Raw genomic sequence first — 16759 nt, 5'->3', positions numbered from 1 at the left:
CCTGTGCCGAGTGCACATGGCTGCGGACTCCCACCGATTTCCCACCCGCATCGCACGCGACGGTGACGGGCCGTGTGCACAGTGAGGGCCATGGCGACACTGGACGAGCGGGCGCGGGTACTCCGGCTGCTGCAGCGCACCGGCTTCGGGAGCGCCGGGCAGGGCGGCCCGGCGGAAGACGGCGCCGGCGAGGGGTGGGACCAGGCGCTGGACCGGGTCCTCGACACCGCCGACGATCCCGACGCCCCGGCACCGCCCGATCTCGGCCCGCTGCCGGAACGCGGCAAGTCCGAAGCCAGGGCGGCCGACGGCGAGACGGCCGACGGCAGGACGACCGACTCCGCGCGGCAGACCTACCGGCGGGCCGTGCGCGAGCAGCGCGAGCAGCTGACCATCTGGTGGCTCGACCGGATGGTCGCCACCGAACGGCCGTGGATCGAGAAGCGGACGCTCCTGTGGCACGACCACTGGGCGACGTCGATCCAGAAGGTCAAGTCCGGCCGGGCGATGCTCGCGCAGAACCAGACGCTGCGAAAGCTCGGCGCGGGGGAGTTCCGGACCCTGGCGCGGGCCATGGTCCAGGACCCGGCCCTGATGCTCTGGCTCGACGCCTCCGGCAACACCGCCGAAGCACCCAACGAGAACCTCGCCCGCGAGCTGATGGAACTCTTCGTGCTCGGCGTGGGCCACTACGAGGAGGACGACGTACGACAGGCCGCGGCCGCGCTCACCGGCTGGAGCGTCGACCGCCGGGGCGAAGGCGAGTGGAGCGCGCGCTTCCGCCCTCAACGGCACGCCGACGGCGCGCAGACCGTGCTCGGCAGGCGGACCGACTTCACCGCGACGTCGCTCGTGGACCATCTCGTCGGGCAGCCCGAGTGCCCGCGCCACGTGGCCTCCCGGCTGTGGGCACGTCTGGTGTCGGCCGAGAACGGCCCCTCGGACAGCAGTCTCGACCGGATCGCCGGCACCGGGGACCTGACCGCCATGGTGCGGGCGATCCTCGCCGACCCGGCGTTCGCCGATCCCGCGAACGTCCTCGTCAAGCAGCCCGTCGAATACGTCGTGGGCACGCTGCGCGCGCTCGGCGTCCGGCCGGCGCGACTGGAGGAGAAGGCCCGCGGGCAACTCCTGCGGACGCTGGGCGGACTCGGTCAGGTGCCCTTCGCGCCGCCCAGCGTGGGTGGTTGGCCGCACGGCACCGCCTGGCTCACCACGGCGGCGGCCCGCGTACGCATCGGCTTCGCACAGCAGGCCGTACGCCAGGGCGACTTGGGCGCGGTGCGGCGGGCGCCCGCGGAGGAACGCCTCGCGACACTGGCCCGGCTGCTCGGTGTGCACCGCTGGAGCGAACGCACCGCCGCCGTTCTCGCCGAGGCCGCGGACGAGCCGGAACGGGTCACGGCGATCGCCCTGACGGCGCCCGAGTACCTCGTACAGCCGTGACCCGGCCGTCGCCCGCACGCACCGACCCGCAGCCCGTGAAGGAGTATCCCGGTGGACACCTGGACCCGACGCAAGTTCCTGACCGCGAGCGGGGTGACCGCGGGAGCGGCGCTGGCCGCGGGCGCCACGGCGTACACCGTCGACCGGTTGCTGGACTCCGGCAAGAGCGGGCGCCGGGCCGATGACGCCAAGGTCCTGGTGCTCGTGACCCTGTACGGCGGCAACGACGGCCTGAACACCGTCGTCCCGGCCTGGGACAGGGCGTACCACGACCTGCGTCCCGATCTCGCCTACGGCGAGGACGAAGTGCTGCCGCTGGGTGAGGAGCTGGGACTGAATCCCGGTATGAAGGGCTTCAAGGGGCTGTGGGACGACGACCAACTGGCCGTCGTCCGGGGCGTGTCGTACCCCCGCCCCGACCACAGCCACTTCCGCTCGATGTCGATCTGGCAGACCGCCTCGCCCTCCGGCCCGCTGCCGACCGGCTGGCTCGGTCGCTGGCTGGACACGGCCGAGGACCGCGACCCGTTGCGAGCCGTGTCCATCGGCGCCACGCTCCCGCCACTGCTGGCCGGGGAGAGGACGGCGGGCGCCGCGGTACAGCTGGGAGGAGCCCGGCTCGCCGCGCCCTGGCAGCGGGTGTGCAAGGAGCTGGCGGGGGCGCAGGACGGTGTGCATCCGCTCCAGGCCCGTGCGGCGGCTTCCCTGGGGGATCTGAACACGGTGGTGAGCCGATTCGGAGGCGAGCCGCGCGAGGACGGGACCGGTGCTCCGCAGGACCCCGACGAGCCGCGCGACGACACGGACGGTGCGGACGACGGCGGCGGCTCGGCCGGAGCACAGGGGCAGCTCGCGGCCCAGCTGTCCGTGGTGGCCGAGGCGATCCGCGCGGGCGCGCCGACCCGGGCGTACAGCGTGAGCCTCGGGGGCTTCGACACCCACGCGGGCGAGAAGGAGACCCAGACGCGTCTGCTCGGGCAACTGGACACCGCCGTCACCGGCTTCCTGCGGCAGGTGCGCGGCGAGAACGTGGTGGTCGCCGTGTACTCGGAGTTCGGGCGCCGCGCCCGCGCCAACGCGAACCAGGGCACGGACCACGGCACTTCGGGCCCGGTGCTGATCCTCGGTGAACCGGTCCGCGGCGGCTTCTACGGCGATCAGCCGAGCCTCACCAGGCTCCGGGACGACGACCTGGCCACGACCACGGACTTCCGGGACGTCTACGCGACGCTGCTGGCACGCGTGCTCGCGGCCGACCCGGGGCAGATCCTGGACGGACACGACCGGACACTGGCGTTCCTGTAGCGACGCCCGTCGCCGTCACGCCGACGCGGCGGCGGGCAGCCGCACGGTCACCCCGGTCCCGCTCCCGGCCGTGCTGACGACATCCACCCGCCCTCCGTGGGCGTCCACGACCGCCGCCACGATGGCGAGACCGAGACCGCTGCCGTGGCCGCCGCGGGCCCGGTCCGCACGGTAGAAGCGGTCGAACACCTTGGGCAGCGCCTCGGCCGGGACACCCGGACCGTCGTCCACGACGGCGAGCCGCGTCGAGCCGTCCGCCGCCGCCCACACGGTCACCCGGGCGTGGGTGCCCTCGGGTGTGTGGGCACGGACGTTGCCGAGCAGGTTGTCCACGACGCGGCGCAGTTGCTCTCCGTCCCCCTCGACCACCGCCGGCCGCTCGGCCTCCAGCGCGACGGGGTACCGGGGAGCCGCCGCGCGCGCCCCGGCTACCGCCGCCCGGGCGACCTTCGTCAGATCGACGGGGAGCCGTTCGGGCGCCCGCACCGTGTCGAGGCGGGCGAGCAGGAGCAGGTCGTCCACGAGGCGGCGCATCCGCAGCGCCTCGTCCGTGACGCCGTTCATGGCCCGGCCGAGGTCCGCCGGGTCGCCGAGCGCCCCCTGCGCGTGCAGGTCGGCGTAGCCGAGGATCGCCGTCACCGGTGTGCGCAGCTCGTGCGAGGCGTCGGCGACGAACTGGCGCAACCGCTCCTGGGTCGTCTCCTGCCCGTCCAGCATGGTGTTGAGCGCGAATCCGAGCCGGCCCACCTCGCTGTCCATGTCCGCCGGCGCGACGCGGAGCCCGTCCTGCCCGGCCGCGATGGCGTCGGCGTCCCGCGCCATCGACTCCAGGGGCCGCAGCCCGCGCCGCAGCAGCCAGAGACCCGACGCGGCGAGCAGCACGAGCGCACCGGCGGTCGCGGCGCCTTCCACCAGCAGGAGCCGGTGCAGGGTTCCGTCGACCGAGGACAGCGGTGCGGCGGTCACCAGGGTGCCGCGCCGGTCGGGCAGCGAACGGGTCAGGAGCCGGTAGCCGGGCCCGTCGCCGTCTTCGGCGGGCACCGTGACCGGGGCACCGGCCGCGTCCCCGGGCGTCCGGGGCACCTGCGGGGGCGCGGCCCCGGGATCGCGCAGCCCCGGTGCCAGCGGGGTCACGTCACCGTTCGGCCGCCGGATCTCGATGAAGTACTCGGAGACGCCGAGCATCCGCGCATCCGCCGCGAGCCCCTGCGCGGGAGGTCTTCCGTTGCGTATCTGCTTGACCACCTGGGCCTGCACCCCGCGCAACGACGTGTCCGCACGGTCGAGGAGATGGTCGCGCAAGGACACGTACACGACCGCGTCCAGCGCGACGAGGACCACCGCGGCCAGCGCGAGGACCGCGAGCAGCAGCCGCCCCCGCAGGGACCGGACCACGGCCACCGGTCACGCCTCCGGCGCGCGCAGCACGTAGCCGATGCCGCGGCGGGTGTGGATCAGCGGCATGCCGTGCGAGTCGATCTTCCTGCGCAGATACGAGATGTACGACTTCAGGACGGCGGTGTCACCGGCGCCGTGGTCCCAGACGTGGTCCAGGAGCTGCTCGTGGGTGAGGACCCGGCCCGCGTTGGCGAGCAGGTGGTGCAGCAGCCGGTACTCGGTCGGGGACAGCTCCACCAGGTGCCCGGACCGGCGCACCTCGTAGGCCGCCGTGTCCAGCTCCAGGTCGGCGCACCGCAGTACGGTGCGGTCCGTCGTGCCGTCCGGACCCGCTGTGCGGCGCAGCACCGCGCGCACCCGGGCGGCGACCTCGGCGAGCCGGAACGGCTTGGTGATGTAGTCGTCCGCTCCCAGGTCGAGACCGCCGACGACGTCCTCCCCGCTCTCACGCGCCGTCAGGAACACCACCGGTACCCGCGCACCGCCGGCCGTCAGCCGCCGCACCACCTCGAAGCCGTCGAGATCCGGCAGCATCACGTCGAGCAGCACCAGATCGGGCCTGCGTTCGCGCACCTTGGCGAGTGCTTCCCGGCCGCCGGCCGCCTCGGCCACGTCGTAGCCGAGGAAACGGAGCGAGGTCGCGAGCACGTCGACGATCGCCGGTTCGTCGTCCACCACCAGCAGATGCCTGCCGTCACCTTCCCGCATCCGCCCATCCTGCCAGCCCCCGCTGTGTTCCGGCACGCCCGGGACACGGGCGGGACCTTCGAAACTGTCGGAGGCGATCGATAACGAATTGAGTCCGCGTCCGCACGGCCATTGACCAAGATTCCCGTCTGACTTTACTGTCCGACACCATGAGCTTTCGGTGACGGAGCCGAAACTTTCGAAAGGCAGACGATGAAGAAACGTGCGCGCTTGCCCGGACTCGTCGCCACCGCCGCGACGCTCGCTCTGGCACTGAGCCTGTCGGCCTGCGGCGACGGGAACGGCGGGGCGTCGTCCGACGACGGCAAGATCCATGTTCTGGTCTACGGGGACGCGAGCAACAAGGTCGAGCAGCAGATCGTCGACACCTTCAACAAGACGTCCGACGTCAAGGCAGTGCTCGACACCATCCCCGGTGCCGACTACCAGAAGAAGCTCCAGACGATCATCAGCACGCCGCAGGCCCCGGACGTGTTCTTCAACTGGGGCGGCGGCAGCATCAAGCCGTTCGTCGAGGCCGACCTGCTGCTGCCGCTCGACGGCTTCATCGAGAAGGACCCGGACCTCAGGAAGAAGTTCCTGCCGTCCGTCTTCGACAGCGCCGTCGTCGACGGCAAGCCCTACGGCATCCCGATGCGCGGCACCCAGCCGGTCCTGCTCTTCCACAACAAGAAGGTCCTCGACGACGCGGGCGTCGCGCCGCCCAAGACCTGGGACGAGCTGCTCGACGCGGTGGAGAAGCTCAAGGACGAGGGGGTCACGCCGATCGCGCTCGGCGGCGGCGACGTCTGGCCGACCCAGATGTGGTTCCAGTACCTCTACGACCGCACCGCAGGACCGGAGTTGTTCGCGAAGGCCGTCGGGGGTGACAAGAGCGCCTGGGCGAGCGCGGACAGCCGGAAGGCCCTGGGCATGATCGAGGAGCTGGTCGACACCGGCGCCTTCGGCAAGAACTACGACTCGGTCAAGTACACCAACGGCGGCTCGGTCCAGCTCGTGGCATCGGGCAAGGCCGGCTTCGAGCTGATGGGTTCCTGGTACTACTCCCAGCAGCTCACGGACCACGAGGAGTTCGCCCGCAAGGACCTCGGATACAGCGCCTTCCCGGCCGTCGAGGGCGGCAAGGGCGACCCGGCCGCCGTCGCGGGCAACACCAACAACTACTACTCGGTGATGAAGAAGACCAAGCACCCCGAGGCCGTCGCCGAGTTCCTGAAGCTCATGTACTCCGACGAGTTCGTGAAGGCGCAACTGGACATCGGCAACCTGCCGACCACGACCAACACCGACAAGTTCATCGACGGCTCGGGCACCCCCGAGTACTCGCGCTTCCAGTACGACCTCGTCGCCGACGCCCCGTCGTTCCAGCTCTCCTGGGACCAGGCGTACCCGCAGAAGGCGAGCTCCGACATGCACAAGGCCATCCAGCAGTTCTTCAACGGACAGCTCGACACGGACGGCTTCATCAAGGCCATGCAGGCCCTCCCGACCGACTGACGAACGGCCCATGACCACACAGACCACGAGCGCCCGGCCCGGCTTCGTCTGGGCGCTGCCCGCCGCAGTGTTCTTCGCCCTCTTCGCGATCGTGCCGCTGATCATGGTGGCGGTGCTGTCCTTCATGAGCTGGGACGGCATCAGCCCGCCCGAGTTCGTCGGCACTGACAACTGGTCGCGCCTGGCCGACGACCCGGTCATGCTCGACAGCATCTGGCTGACCCTGCTGCTGACCGCGCTCGGCGTGGCCCTCCAGACCCCGCTGAGCATCCTGCTCGGGGTCTGGGCCGCCGGACAGCAGCGCAACCGCGCCGTCCTGTCGGTCATCTACTTCATCCCGCTGCTGCTGTCCGCCACGGCCGTGTCCGTGCTGTGGCGGGCGCTGCTCGACCCGAACTTCGGCATCCCGGCCGACGCCACCTGGCTGTTCGGCGACGGCAACCTGTTCGGCGAACAGGCCACCGCCATCGGGGTCCTCGCCTTCGTCAGCACATGGCAGTTCACCCCGTTCCACACGCTGATCTACCAGGGCGCCGCCCGCGCGATCCCGCAGGTGCTGTACCAGGCGGCGGAGGTCGACGGGGCGGGCCGCTACCGGCAGTTCTTCCACATCACCCTGCCGCAGCTGCGCACCGCCATGATCACCTCGATGATCCTGATGATCGTCGGCGGCCTGACCACGTTCGAGACGGTCCTCATCCTGACCCAGGGCGGCCCCGGCACCGACACCACCATCAGCGCCTACTACATGTACGACAAGGCGTTCAAGAGCTTCGACTACGGCACCGGCTCCGCGATCGCCCTGGCCCTGGTCGTCGCGGCCACGGTCGTCTCGCTGATCGTCGTCCGGGTCTCCGGCTACGACAAGATGCGCAGTTCCATGGAGGGTGTGTCATGAGGCGCCGACCGAACTACCTGGCCGGCGCCGGCTCGCTCGTCTGGCTTCTCCTGGTCGGCCTGCCGCTGTACGTGCTGCTCGCCGCGACCCTGCGCACCCGGCAGGACTACGCCGAGAACGGCCCGGTGTCGATACCGGACAGCTTCACCCTGGACAACTACACCGGCGCCTTCGACTCCGGCTTCGGCCGGTACTTCCTCAACACCCTCGTCGTCACGGCCTGCGTGGTCGGCCTCGTCCTGCTGCTGGTCCCGCCCCTCGCCTACGCCATCGTGCGCAGCCGCGGCCGGGCCACCTCGGCGGTCTTCCGGCTCTTCCTGCTCGGCCTCGCCATCCCCGCCCAGGCGGTGATCGTGCCGATGTTCTACCTGATCAGCGAGGCCGGGCTGTACGACAACCTGCTCGGCGTCATCCTGCCCACGACCGCGTTCTGCCTCCCGATGTCGGCGCTGATCCTCAGCGGCGCCATGCGGGACATCTCCCCGGAGCTGTTCGAGGCCATGACCATGGACGGCGCCACCCCGCGGCGCATGTTCTTCCAGCTCGTGGTGCCGCTGTCGCGCGGCGGACTCTCCACGATCGTCGTGTTCTCCGCCCTCCAGGCGTGGAACGGCTTCCTGTTCCCGCTCGTCCTGACCCAGTCCGATGCCACCAAGGTCGTCACCCTGGGTCTCTACAACTTCCAGACCGAACACGGCATCGACATCCCCGGCCTGCTGGGAGCCGTGGTGCTGTCCATGGTGCCCGTCCTGCTCGTCTACCTGTTCGCCCGTCGCGCCCTGGTCCAGGGCCTGATGGGCGTCGGAGGAAAGTGACCCACAACGTGGCGGTTGAGACCCACCCCGAAATCCCCCTCTGGAACGACCCCGCCCTCTCCGTCACCACCAGGGTGTCCGCGCTCATCGAGGCGATGACCCCCGAGGAGAAGATCGCCCAGCTGTACGGCGTCTGGGTCGGCGCGTCCGACGAGGGCGGAGACGTAGCCCCCCATCAGCACGACATGGAGGAGGCGGTCGACCTCGACGCGCTCCTGCCCACCGGCCTCGGCCAGTTGACCCGGCCCTTCGGCACCGCTCCCGTCGACCCGGCGCTCGGCGCGCTCTCGCTGCTGCGCACCCAGGCCCGCATCGCCTCGGCGAACCGCTTCGGCATCCCCGCCGTCGCGCACGAGGAGTGCCTGGCCGGCTTCGCCGCCTGGGGCGCGACCGCCTACCCCGTCCCGCTGTCCTGGGGCGCGACCTTCGACCCGGACCTGGTGCACCGCATGGCGTCCGCCATCGGCCGCGACATGCGGTCCGTCGGCGTCCACCAGGGCCTCGCACCCGTCCTGGACGTGGTGCGCGACGCCCGCTGGGGCCGGGTCGAGGAGACCATCGGCGAGGACCCGTACCTCGTCGGCACCATCGGCTCCGCCTATGTGCGCGGCCTGGAGGACGCCGGCGTCGTCGCCACCCTCAAACACTTCGCCGGCTACTCGGCCTCCCGCGCCGGACGCAACCTCGCGCCCTCCCCGATGGGCCCGCGCGAGCGCGCCGACGTCCTGCTGCCGCCCTTCGAGATGGCGATCCGCGAGGGCGGCGCCCGGTCAGTGATGCACGCCTACACCGACACCGACGGCGTCCCCGCGGCCGCCGACGAGGACCTGCTCACCGGGCTGCTGCGCGACACCTGGGGCTTCGACGGCACCGTCGTCGCCGACTACTTCGGCATCGCCTTCCTCAAGACCCTGCACGGCATCGCCGCCGACTGGGCGGAGGCCGCGGGTGCCGCGCTGCGGGCGGGCGTCGACGTCGAACTGCCCACCGTCAAGACGTTCGGCGCGCCCCTGGTGGAGGCGGTCGCCGCCGGCCGGGTCCCCGAGAAGGTGATCGACCGCGCCCTGCGCCGGGTGCTCACCCAGAAGGCGCTGCTCGGGCTCCTCGACCCGGACTGGAACCCGCTGCCCGCCGCGCTGGACGGCGCGGACCTGGACGACCCGGAGGCCCTGCGCGGCCGGATCGACCTGGACGGGCCCCGCAATCGCGAACTGGCCCGCACCGTCGCCGAGGAAGCGGTCGTGCTGCTGAGCAACGACGGCACGCTGCCCCTCGCCCGGCCGCGCCGCATCGCCCTGGTCGGCCCCAACGCCGACGAGCCCACCGCCGTACTCGGCTGCTACTCCTTCCCCCAGCACATCGGCGTCCACCACCCCGCCACCCCCGTCGGCATCGACCTGCCCACCCTGCGCGCCACGCTGGCCGCGGAGTTCCCCGACACCGAGTTCACGCTCGCCCACGGCACGGGCGTCGACGACGGCGACGTCTCCGGCATCCCCGAGGCCGTCCGCGCGGCCGGGGAGGCGGACGTCGTCGTCGTGGTCCTGGGCGACCGCGCCGGACTCTTCGGACGCGGCACCAGCGGTGAGGGCTGCGACGTCGAGTCGCTCGCCCTGCCCGGCGCCCAGCAACAGCTCCTCGACGCGCTGCTCGACACCGGCAGGCCGGTCGTCACGGTGCTGCTCGCGGGCCGGCCCTACGCGCTGGGCCGGGCCGTGACGGAGGCCGCCGCGATCGTGCAGTCCTTCTTCCCCGGCGAGGAGGGCACCGCCGCTCTCGCGGGCGTGCTCAGCGGGCGTACCGGTCCCTCCGGCCGGCTGCCGGTCAGCGTGCCCCGCGGAGCCGGTGCGCAGCCGACCACCTATCTGGGGGCGCGGCTCGCCCACGCGAGCGAGGTGTCCAGCATCGACCCCACGCCCGCCTTCGGCTTCGGGCACGGCCTCACGTACACCACGTTCGCCTGGAGCGACCTCGCGGTGAACGTCGACCAGGCGCCCACCGACGGCGAGTTCTCGCTGGCATTGACCGTCCGCAACACCGGCGAACGCCACGGCACCGAGGTCGTCCAGCTCTACCTGCACGACCCGGTGGCCTCCGTCGTCCAGCCGGTGCAGCGCCTCGTCGGCTACACCCGGGTGCCGCTGGCGCCGGGCGAGGCCCGCAGGGTACGCGTCGTCGTCCCGGCCGACCTCGCCTCCTTCACGGGGCGCGACGGCCACCGGGTCGTCGAACCCGGTGCGCTGGAGCTGCGGTTCGCCGCGTCCAGCACCGCGCCGCCCCTGACGGCGACGGTCACCCTCACCGGTCCGCGACGGCGGGTCGACCACACGCGGCGGCTGCACGCGGTCTTCGGGCAGGAACCGGCGGCGGGCGGCTGAGGCGCCCGGGTCAGCCACCCCGCAGCACATCGAGCGCCTGGAGCGCGACATGGAGTTCGGTGCGCTGCTCGCCGGACTCCAGGTCGCGCCCGAGCAACCGCTCGATCGTCCGCAGCCGTTGGTAGACGGTCTCCCGGGACAGCCCCGCCGACCGGGCGGCGACGGTCTTGTTGCCCGCGGCGTCCAGATAGCCGCGCAGGGTCGTCACGAGGTCGGTGCCGTGCCGGGCGTCGTGATCGAGCAGCCGGCCCAACTGCCGTTCCGCGTACTCCTGGACGCGGGTGTCGTCGCGCAGCGCGAACAGCAACCGGCCCAGGCCGACGTCCGCCCGTTCGTGGAAGGAGCGGTCCGGCGGCGGGGGCCGGCCCGGCTCGGTGGCCTCGGCCACCCGGGCCGCCTCGCCGAAGGAACGCGCGACGCCGTCGAGATCCGGGGCGGGGGAGCCGACGCTCACGACAGCGTCCGGAGCCGCGTCCAGCACACCCCGGCTCAGCCGCTCGACGGCCTCCCGCCAGGGCGGCGACGGGCGCAGCGCCAGCATGACGCCCAGGCGGGTGGGGGAGAGCAGACCGACGAGCGCCCGCGCCCCCGACATGCCCAGCTCCTCGGACAGCCGGGCCTCGGCCGTCGCGGCCTCCGCCTCTCCCGGGAGGTCCGCGAGTACGGCGACGAAGCGGGCGTCCGCCGCCGGCAGCCCGAGGGCCGCGACCCGGGCGCGCGCGTCCGCCGGGGAGCGGTGGCGCCGCTCGGCCAGGTCCCGCAGGGCGGTGCGGTGGGCGGTGCGCTCCCAGGGCGTGGAGTGGGTGAGACGGGCGATGGTGAGGGCCATCGCGGTGCGCTCCAGCACGGTGACGTCCTCGGGGCCGAAGGCCCGGTCCCCGCCCGGCAGCATGGCGACCCGCCCCCAGCCCTCGCCCTGGTACTCCACGGGGGCCACGAGCCACCCCTCGGGACCGGCCAGGCCCGTGCGGTCGGTCGCCGGTGTGGTCCGCGAACGCCGCTCCCATCCGGTGAGTGCGGCCTGCGCCGTACTGCCCGAGGGCTCGCAGACCAGGGCCCGGTGGACCAGGTTCTCCAGCACGACCGTGCGTCCGCTCATCTCCGCCGCCGCGCGCACCACGTCCTCCGGACCGGCGCCGCGCAGGGTGAGCGCGGTGAACGCCTCGTGGACCCGCTGCGTCCTGCGCATCGCCTCCGCCTGGCCGCCGAGGATCAGCGCGTGGACGACCTGCGTGACCTCCAGGAAGTTGACGTCCCGCGCGAGCGTGACGAGCGGCAGCCCGCGCGCCCGGCACGCCTGGACCAGGGCGTCGGGCGGCCGGTGGTACCGGCGTACCAGCTCGATGACCAGGGCGGCGGCACCGACGTCGGCGAGTTCGTCGACGTAGCGGCGTACCCCCGCCGGGTCCTCGGGCAGGGGCATACCCGTGGTGAGGACCAGTTCGCCGCCCTTGAGGAACGACGCCGGGTCCGTCAGCTCGGTGACGTGGACCCACCGGACCGGGCGGTCCACGCGGTCGGCGCCGGTGACCACCCGCGGCTCGCCCCCGGCCAGCACCGGCAGGGCCAGCACGTCCGCCACGGTGGGCGGACGGCCCTCCGGGCCCGGGTGCCGGTTCTCGCTCACAGTGCCTCCCTGTGCCCCTGGTCACTCTGACAAGCCTCCTTGACCTGCGCAAGAGCGCCCGGAGGGTCGCGCGGGCGCGGTCCGACGGCGCGCTCGGCGCCGGACGGTTGACACATCGTCCGGATACCGGGCCCGCGCCGGACAGATCACGCGTTGGCGGGCCCGCCCCGGCGGGAAGGCTCGGGGCACCGCAGCAGTCCGACGATCACGCCGGGAGACGAGCATGACCGCACTGTCGCCGCACCTTCGCCAGGCCACGCCCGTGGTGGCCGTCCGGGGCGAGGGCGTCCACATCCATGGCGAGGACGGCCGCCGCTATCTGGACTTCACCGCCGGCATCGGCGTCACCAGCACCGGACACTGCCACCCCAGGGTGGTGGCCGCGGCCCAGGAGCAGGTGGGCACCCTGGTCCACGGCCAGTACACGACCGTCATGCACCAGCCGCTGCGGCGCCTCGTCGACAAGCTCGGCGAGGTCCTGCCGACCGGTCTGGACAGCCTGTTCTTCACCAACTCCGGCAGCGAGGCGGTGGAGGCGGCGCTGCGCCTGGCCCGCCAGGCCACCGGCCGCCCCAACGTGCTGGTCTGCCACGGCGGCTTCCACGGCCGCACCGTCGCCGCCGCGTCCATGACCACCTCGGGCACCCGCTTCCGGTCCGGCTTCTCGCCGCTGATGAGCGGCGTGGTCGTCACCCCCTTCCCGACCGCCTTCCGCTACGGCTGGGACGAGGAGACCGCCACCCGCTTCGCCCTCCAGGAGCTGGACTACACCCTCCAGACGATCACCTCGCCCGCCGACACCGCCGCCGTCATCGTCGAGCCGGTCCTGGGCGAGGGCGGCTACGTCCCCGCGACCCGCGCCTTCATGGAGGGCCTGCGCGAGCGCGCCGACCGCCACGGCTTCCTGCTGATCCTGGACGAGGTGCAGACCGGCGTGGGCCGCACCGGCCGCTTCTGGGGCCACGAGCACTTCGGCGTCACCCCCGACATCCTGATCACGGCCAAGGGCCTGGCCAGCGGCTTCCCCCTGTCCGCGATCGCGGCCCCCGAGGAACTGATGGCCAGGGCCTGGGCGGGCTCGCAGGGCGGCACGTACGGCGCCAACGCGGTGGCCTGCGCGGCGGCCTGCGCCACCCTCGACGTCGTGCGCGACGAGAAGCTGGTGGAGAACACGGAGGCCATGGGCGCGCGCCTGCGCCGCGGACTGGAGGAGGTGGCGGCGCGGACGCCCGCCATCGGGGACGTCCGGGGCATGGGACTGATGCTGGCCAGTGAGTTCGTCACCGAGAGCGGGGACCCGGACCCCGGGACGGCCGCCCGGGTCCAGCGGGCCGCGGTCGACGAGGGCCTGCTGTTGCTGCTCTGCGGAGCCTGGAACCAGGTGGTCCGGATGATCCCCGCGCTGGTGATCGACGAGACGGCGGTCGACGAGGGCCTGCGGGCCTGGTCCGCCGCCGTCGAGGCCGGCACGTCGGGGGCGGCGGACCGGTGACCGGACATCCGTCGTCGTCGTGAGGCGGGCGGGCGCTCCGGTGCCCGTGCGTGCCGGGTCCGGCCGTGGGCGCCGGCACGTTGGGCGCGGCGGACCGGGTTCGCCTGCCGAGGCCGGGGCATCGGGGGCGGCCGACCGGTGACCCGACGCCGCCGCCCCCGCGAGGCGGGCGGGCGGGCCGAGTACACGCAGACCGAGCCCGGCCTCCGGGCCGGGCGACCAGGAGGGACCCCATGACCGACACACCGACCCAGCTGTTCATCGGCGGCGCGTGGACGGACGCGGCGGACGGCGCAGTCCTGCCCGTGGACGACCCCGCGACCGGCGAGACCGTCCGCCACGTCGCCGACGCCGGACCCAAGGACGCCCGGCTCGCCGAGGACGCCGCCGTCCAGGCGCAGGAGGCGTGGGCCCGCACGGCACCGCGCGCACGCAGCGAGATCCTGCGCCGCGCCCACGAGATCGTCCTGGAGCGCACGGACGAACTCGCCCGGCTGATGACCTCCGAGATGGGCAAGCCGCTGGCCGAGGCCCGCGGCGAGGTCGCCTACGCCGCCGAGTTCTTCCGCTGGTTCTCCGAGGAGGCCGTCCGGATCGACGGCGGCCACGGCCTCCTCCCCGACGGGCGCAACCGCATGCTGCTCTCCCGGCGCCCGGTCGGGCCCTGTCTGCTGATCACCCCGTGGAACTTCCCGCTCGCCATGGGCGCCCGCAAGATCGCCCCGGCGATCGCGGCCGGCTGCACCATGGTGCACAAGCCGGCCCCGCAGACCCCGCTCTCCAGCCTGGCCCTGGCCGCCATCCTCAAGGAGGCCGGACTGCCGGACGGCGTGCTGAACGTCGTCCCCACCTCCAGGGCGGGAGAGGTCTGCGAACCGCTGCTGCGCGGCGGCCGGATCCGCAAGCTGTCCTTCACCGGCTCGACCGCCGTCGGACGGCTGCTGCTCGCGCAGTGCGCGGACACGGTCGTCAGGACCTCGATGGAGCTGGGCGGCAACGCCCCGTTCATCGTGTTCGACGACGCGGACCTGGACGCCGCCGTGGACGGCGCGATGATCGCCAAGATGCGCAACATGGGCGAGGCGTGCACCGCCGCCAACCGCTTCTTCGTGCACCGCCCGGTGACCGAGGAGTTCTCGCGGCGGCTGGCCCGGCGGATGGAGGCGCTCGTCGTGGGCCCCGGCACCCGGGACGGCGTCGACGTGGGCCCCCTCATCGACGCCGCCGGACGCGCCAAGGTCGAGGAACTGGTCGCCGACGCGGTGGAGCGCGGCGCCCGGGTGCTGGTCGGCGGCCGGACACCCGAGGGACCCGGCTGCTTCTACCCGCCCACCGTGCTCACCGACGTCTCTCCGGACAGCGCGCTCATGGAGACGGAGATCTTCGGCCCCGTCGCGGCGATCCTCACCTTCGACGACGAGGACGAGGTCGTCCGCCGCGCCAACGACACCCCCTGGGGCCTCGTCGGCTACCTCTACACCGAGGGCTTGGACCGGGGCCTGCGGGTCAGCGAACGCCTGGAGACCGGCATGGTCGGCCTCAACACCGGCCTGGTGTCCAACCCGGCCGCGCCCTTCGGCGGCGTCAAGCAGTCGGGCCTCGGCCGGGAGGGCGGCAGGGTCGGGATCGACGAGTTCCTGGAGTACCAGTACGTGGCGCTGCCGACCCGGTGAGGAGGAGGGGCCGCGCCCTTGTGACGAGACGGCTTTGCATGGTCATGCGTCATCATGCATACTCTTCCTATGTCCAAGGTCCTCACCTCTCTTCCCACCGGCGAGCGCGTCGGTATCGCCTTCTCGGGCGGCCTCGACACCTCGGTCGCGGTCGCGTGGATGCGTGACAAGGGCGCCGTGCCCTGCACGTACACCGCCGACATCGGCCAGTACGACGAGCCCGACATCGCCTCGGTGCCCGACCGTGCGAAGACCTACGGCGCGGAGATCGCGCGCCTGGTCGACTGCCGCGCGGCGCTGGTGGAGGAGGGCCTGGCCGCGCTCACCTGCGGGGCGTTCCACATCCGCTCCGGCGGGCGCGCCTACTTCAACACCACGCCGCTCGGCCGCGCCGTCACCGGCACCCTCCTGGTGCGGGCGATGCTCGAGGACGACGTCCAGATCTGGGGCGACGGCTCCACGTTCAAGGGCAACGACATCGAGCGGTTCTACCGGTACGGCCTGCTCGCCAATCCGCAGCTGCGGATCTACAAGCCGTGGCTGGACGCGGACTTCGTGACCGAGCTGGGCGGCCGCAAGGAGATGTCGGAGTGGCTCGTCGCCCACGACCTCCCCTACCGGGACTCCGCCGAGAAGGCGTACTCCACCGACGCCAACATCTGGGGCGCCACCCACGAGGCCAAGACGCTGGAGCACCTCGACACCGGCGTGGAGACCGTGGAGCCCATCATGGGCGTGCGGTTCTGGGACCCGTCCGTCGAGATCGCGGCCGAGGACGTGACGATCGGCTTCGACCAGGGCCGCCCGGTCACGGTCAACGGCAAGGAGTTCGCCTCCCCGGTCGACCTGGTGATGGAGGCCAACACCATCGGCGGCCGGCACGGCATGGGCATGTCCGACCAGATCGAGAACCGGATCATCGAGGCCAAGAGCCGCGGCATCTACGAGGCCCCCGGCATGGCCCTGCTGCACGCCGCGTACGAGCGTCTGGTCAACGCCATCCACAACGAGGACACCCTCGCCCAGTACCACGCCGAGGGGCGGCGCCTGGGCCGGCTGATGTACGAGGGCCGCTGGCTGGACCCGCAGTCGCTGATGATCCGGGAGTCGCTGCAGCGCTGGGTCGGCTCGGCGGTCACCGGCGAGGTCACGCTGCGGCTGCGGCGCGGTGAGGACTACTCGCTCCTCGACACCACGGGCCCGGCGTTCAGCTACCACCCCGACAAGCTGTCGATGGAGCGCACCGAGGACTCCGCGTTCGGCCCGGTCGACCGGATCGGCCAGCTCACCATGCGCAACCTCGACATCGCCGACTCGCGCGCCAAGCTGGAGCAGTACGCGGGGCTCGGTCTGATCGGTACGGCCACCCCCACCATCGGCGCCGCCCAGGCCGCCGCGACCGGGCTCATCGGCGCCATGCCGGAAGGCGGCGCCGAGGCCATCGCCTCGCGCGGCCAGGTCTCCGCCGAGGACGAACTGCTCGACCGCGCCGCCATGGAGTCCGGCACGGACTGATCCGTCC

Annotated in this window: 12 protein-coding genes; 9 read left to right on the top strand and 3 right to left on the bottom strand. The window is 72.7% G+C overall.

All coding sequences use genetic code 11. The annotated features are described in order from the left end of the window. The first annotated feature begins 90 nt into the window (after positions 1–90). Complete coding sequence (locus ACFW01_RS13285) at positions 91–1446, top strand: DUF1800 family protein (RefSeq protein WP_384503565.1); 1356 nt, start codon at positions 91–93, stop codon at positions 1444–1446. Between the two features lie 51 nt (positions 1447–1497). Then, positions 1498–2751 (top strand): DUF1501 domain-containing protein, encoded by a 1254-nt coding sequence (locus ACFW01_RS13280; protein ID WP_384503563.1) that lies wholly within the window; start codon positions 1498–1500, stop codon positions 2749–2751. A 15-nt stretch (positions 2752–2766) separates the two neighbouring features. On the opposite strand, the gene ACFW01_RS13275 is transcribed toward ACFW01_RS13280, so the two are convergent. Continuing rightward, positions 2767–4152: a sensor histidine kinase gene (locus ACFW01_RS13275; RefSeq protein WP_384503561.1), complete on the bottom strand. Its 1386-nt coding sequence runs from the start codon at positions 4150–4152 to the stop codon at positions 2767–2769. A gap of 3 nt (positions 4153–4155) precedes the next feature. Next, a complete protein-coding gene (locus ACFW01_RS13270; protein ID WP_234959153.1) occupies positions 4156–4857 on the bottom strand; it encodes a response regulator transcription factor in 702 nt (233 codons plus the stop codon). 192 nt (positions 4858–5049) lie between these two features. Here ACFW01_RS13270 and ACFW01_RS13265 point away from each other — a divergent pair, with 192 nt between their 5' ends. Genes ACFW01_RS13265 through ACFW01_RS13250 form a run of 4 tightly spaced genes read left to right on the top strand, consistent with a single transcriptional unit; the run spans position 5050 to position 10445 of the window. Further along, the gene (locus tag ACFW01_RS13265; RefSeq protein WP_384503559.1) at positions 5050–6354 is read left to right on the top strand and encodes an ABC transporter substrate-binding protein; all 1305 of its coding nucleotides are present in this window, start codon (positions 5050–5052) and stop codon (positions 6352–6354) included. 10 nt (positions 6355–6364) lie between these two features. Continuing rightward, on the top strand, positions 6365–7252 hold the full coding sequence (locus tag ACFW01_RS13260; protein WP_234959155.1) for a carbohydrate ABC transporter permease: 888 nt from the start codon (positions 6365–6367) through the stop codon (positions 7250–7252). Further along, on the top strand, positions 7249–8067 hold the full coding sequence (locus ACFW01_RS13255) for a carbohydrate ABC transporter permease (RefSeq protein WP_384503557.1): 819 nt from the start codon (positions 7249–7251) through the stop codon (positions 8065–8067). The genes ACFW01_RS13260 and ACFW01_RS13255 overlap by 4 nt, the downstream gene beginning before the upstream one ends. Next, a complete protein-coding gene (locus tag ACFW01_RS13250; protein WP_384503555.1) occupies positions 8064–10445 on the top strand; it encodes a beta-glucosidase in 2382 nt (793 codons plus the stop codon). The genes ACFW01_RS13255 and ACFW01_RS13250 overlap by 4 nt, the downstream gene beginning before the upstream one ends. A gap of 10 nt (positions 10446–10455) precedes the next feature. On the opposite strand, the gene ACFW01_RS13245 is transcribed toward ACFW01_RS13250, so the two are convergent. Beyond that, on the bottom strand, positions 10456–12072 hold the full coding sequence (locus ACFW01_RS13245; RefSeq protein WP_384503553.1) for a PucR family transcriptional regulator: 1617 nt from the start codon (positions 12070–12072) through the stop codon (positions 10456–10458). A 223-nt stretch (positions 12073–12295) separates the two neighbouring features. Between ACFW01_RS13245 and ACFW01_RS13240 the strand changes: the two genes are divergently transcribed. The 3 genes from ACFW01_RS13240 (at position 12296) to argG (ending at position 16752) form a co-directional block, all read left to right on the top strand. Next, entirely contained in the window at positions 12296–13564 is a 1269-nt protein-coding gene (locus ACFW01_RS13240; protein WP_234959159.1) for an aminotransferase class III-fold pyridoxal phosphate-dependent enzyme, read from the top strand. Between the two features lie 233 nt (positions 13565–13797). After that, positions 13798–15237, top strand: a complete 1440-nt coding sequence (locus ACFW01_RS13235) for an NAD-dependent succinate-semialdehyde dehydrogenase (RefSeq protein WP_384503551.1) — start codon at positions 13798–13800, stop codon at positions 15235–15237. Positions 15238–15306: 69 nt separating this feature from the next. After that, positions 15307–16752, top strand: coding sequence for an argininosuccinate synthase (gene argG / locus ACFW01_RS13230; protein ID WP_384503549.1), 1446 nt, complete (start codon positions 15307–15309; stop codon positions 16750–16752). Positions 16753–16759: the final 7 nt, after the last annotated feature.

The sequence above is a fragment of the Streptomyces sp. NPDC058985 genome, assembly GCF_042740985.1.
Taxonomy (GTDB): Bacteria; Actinomycetota; Actinomycetes; order Streptomycetales; family Streptomycetaceae; genus Streptomyces.
This window is presented reverse-complemented; position numbering and strand designations above follow the sequence as displayed.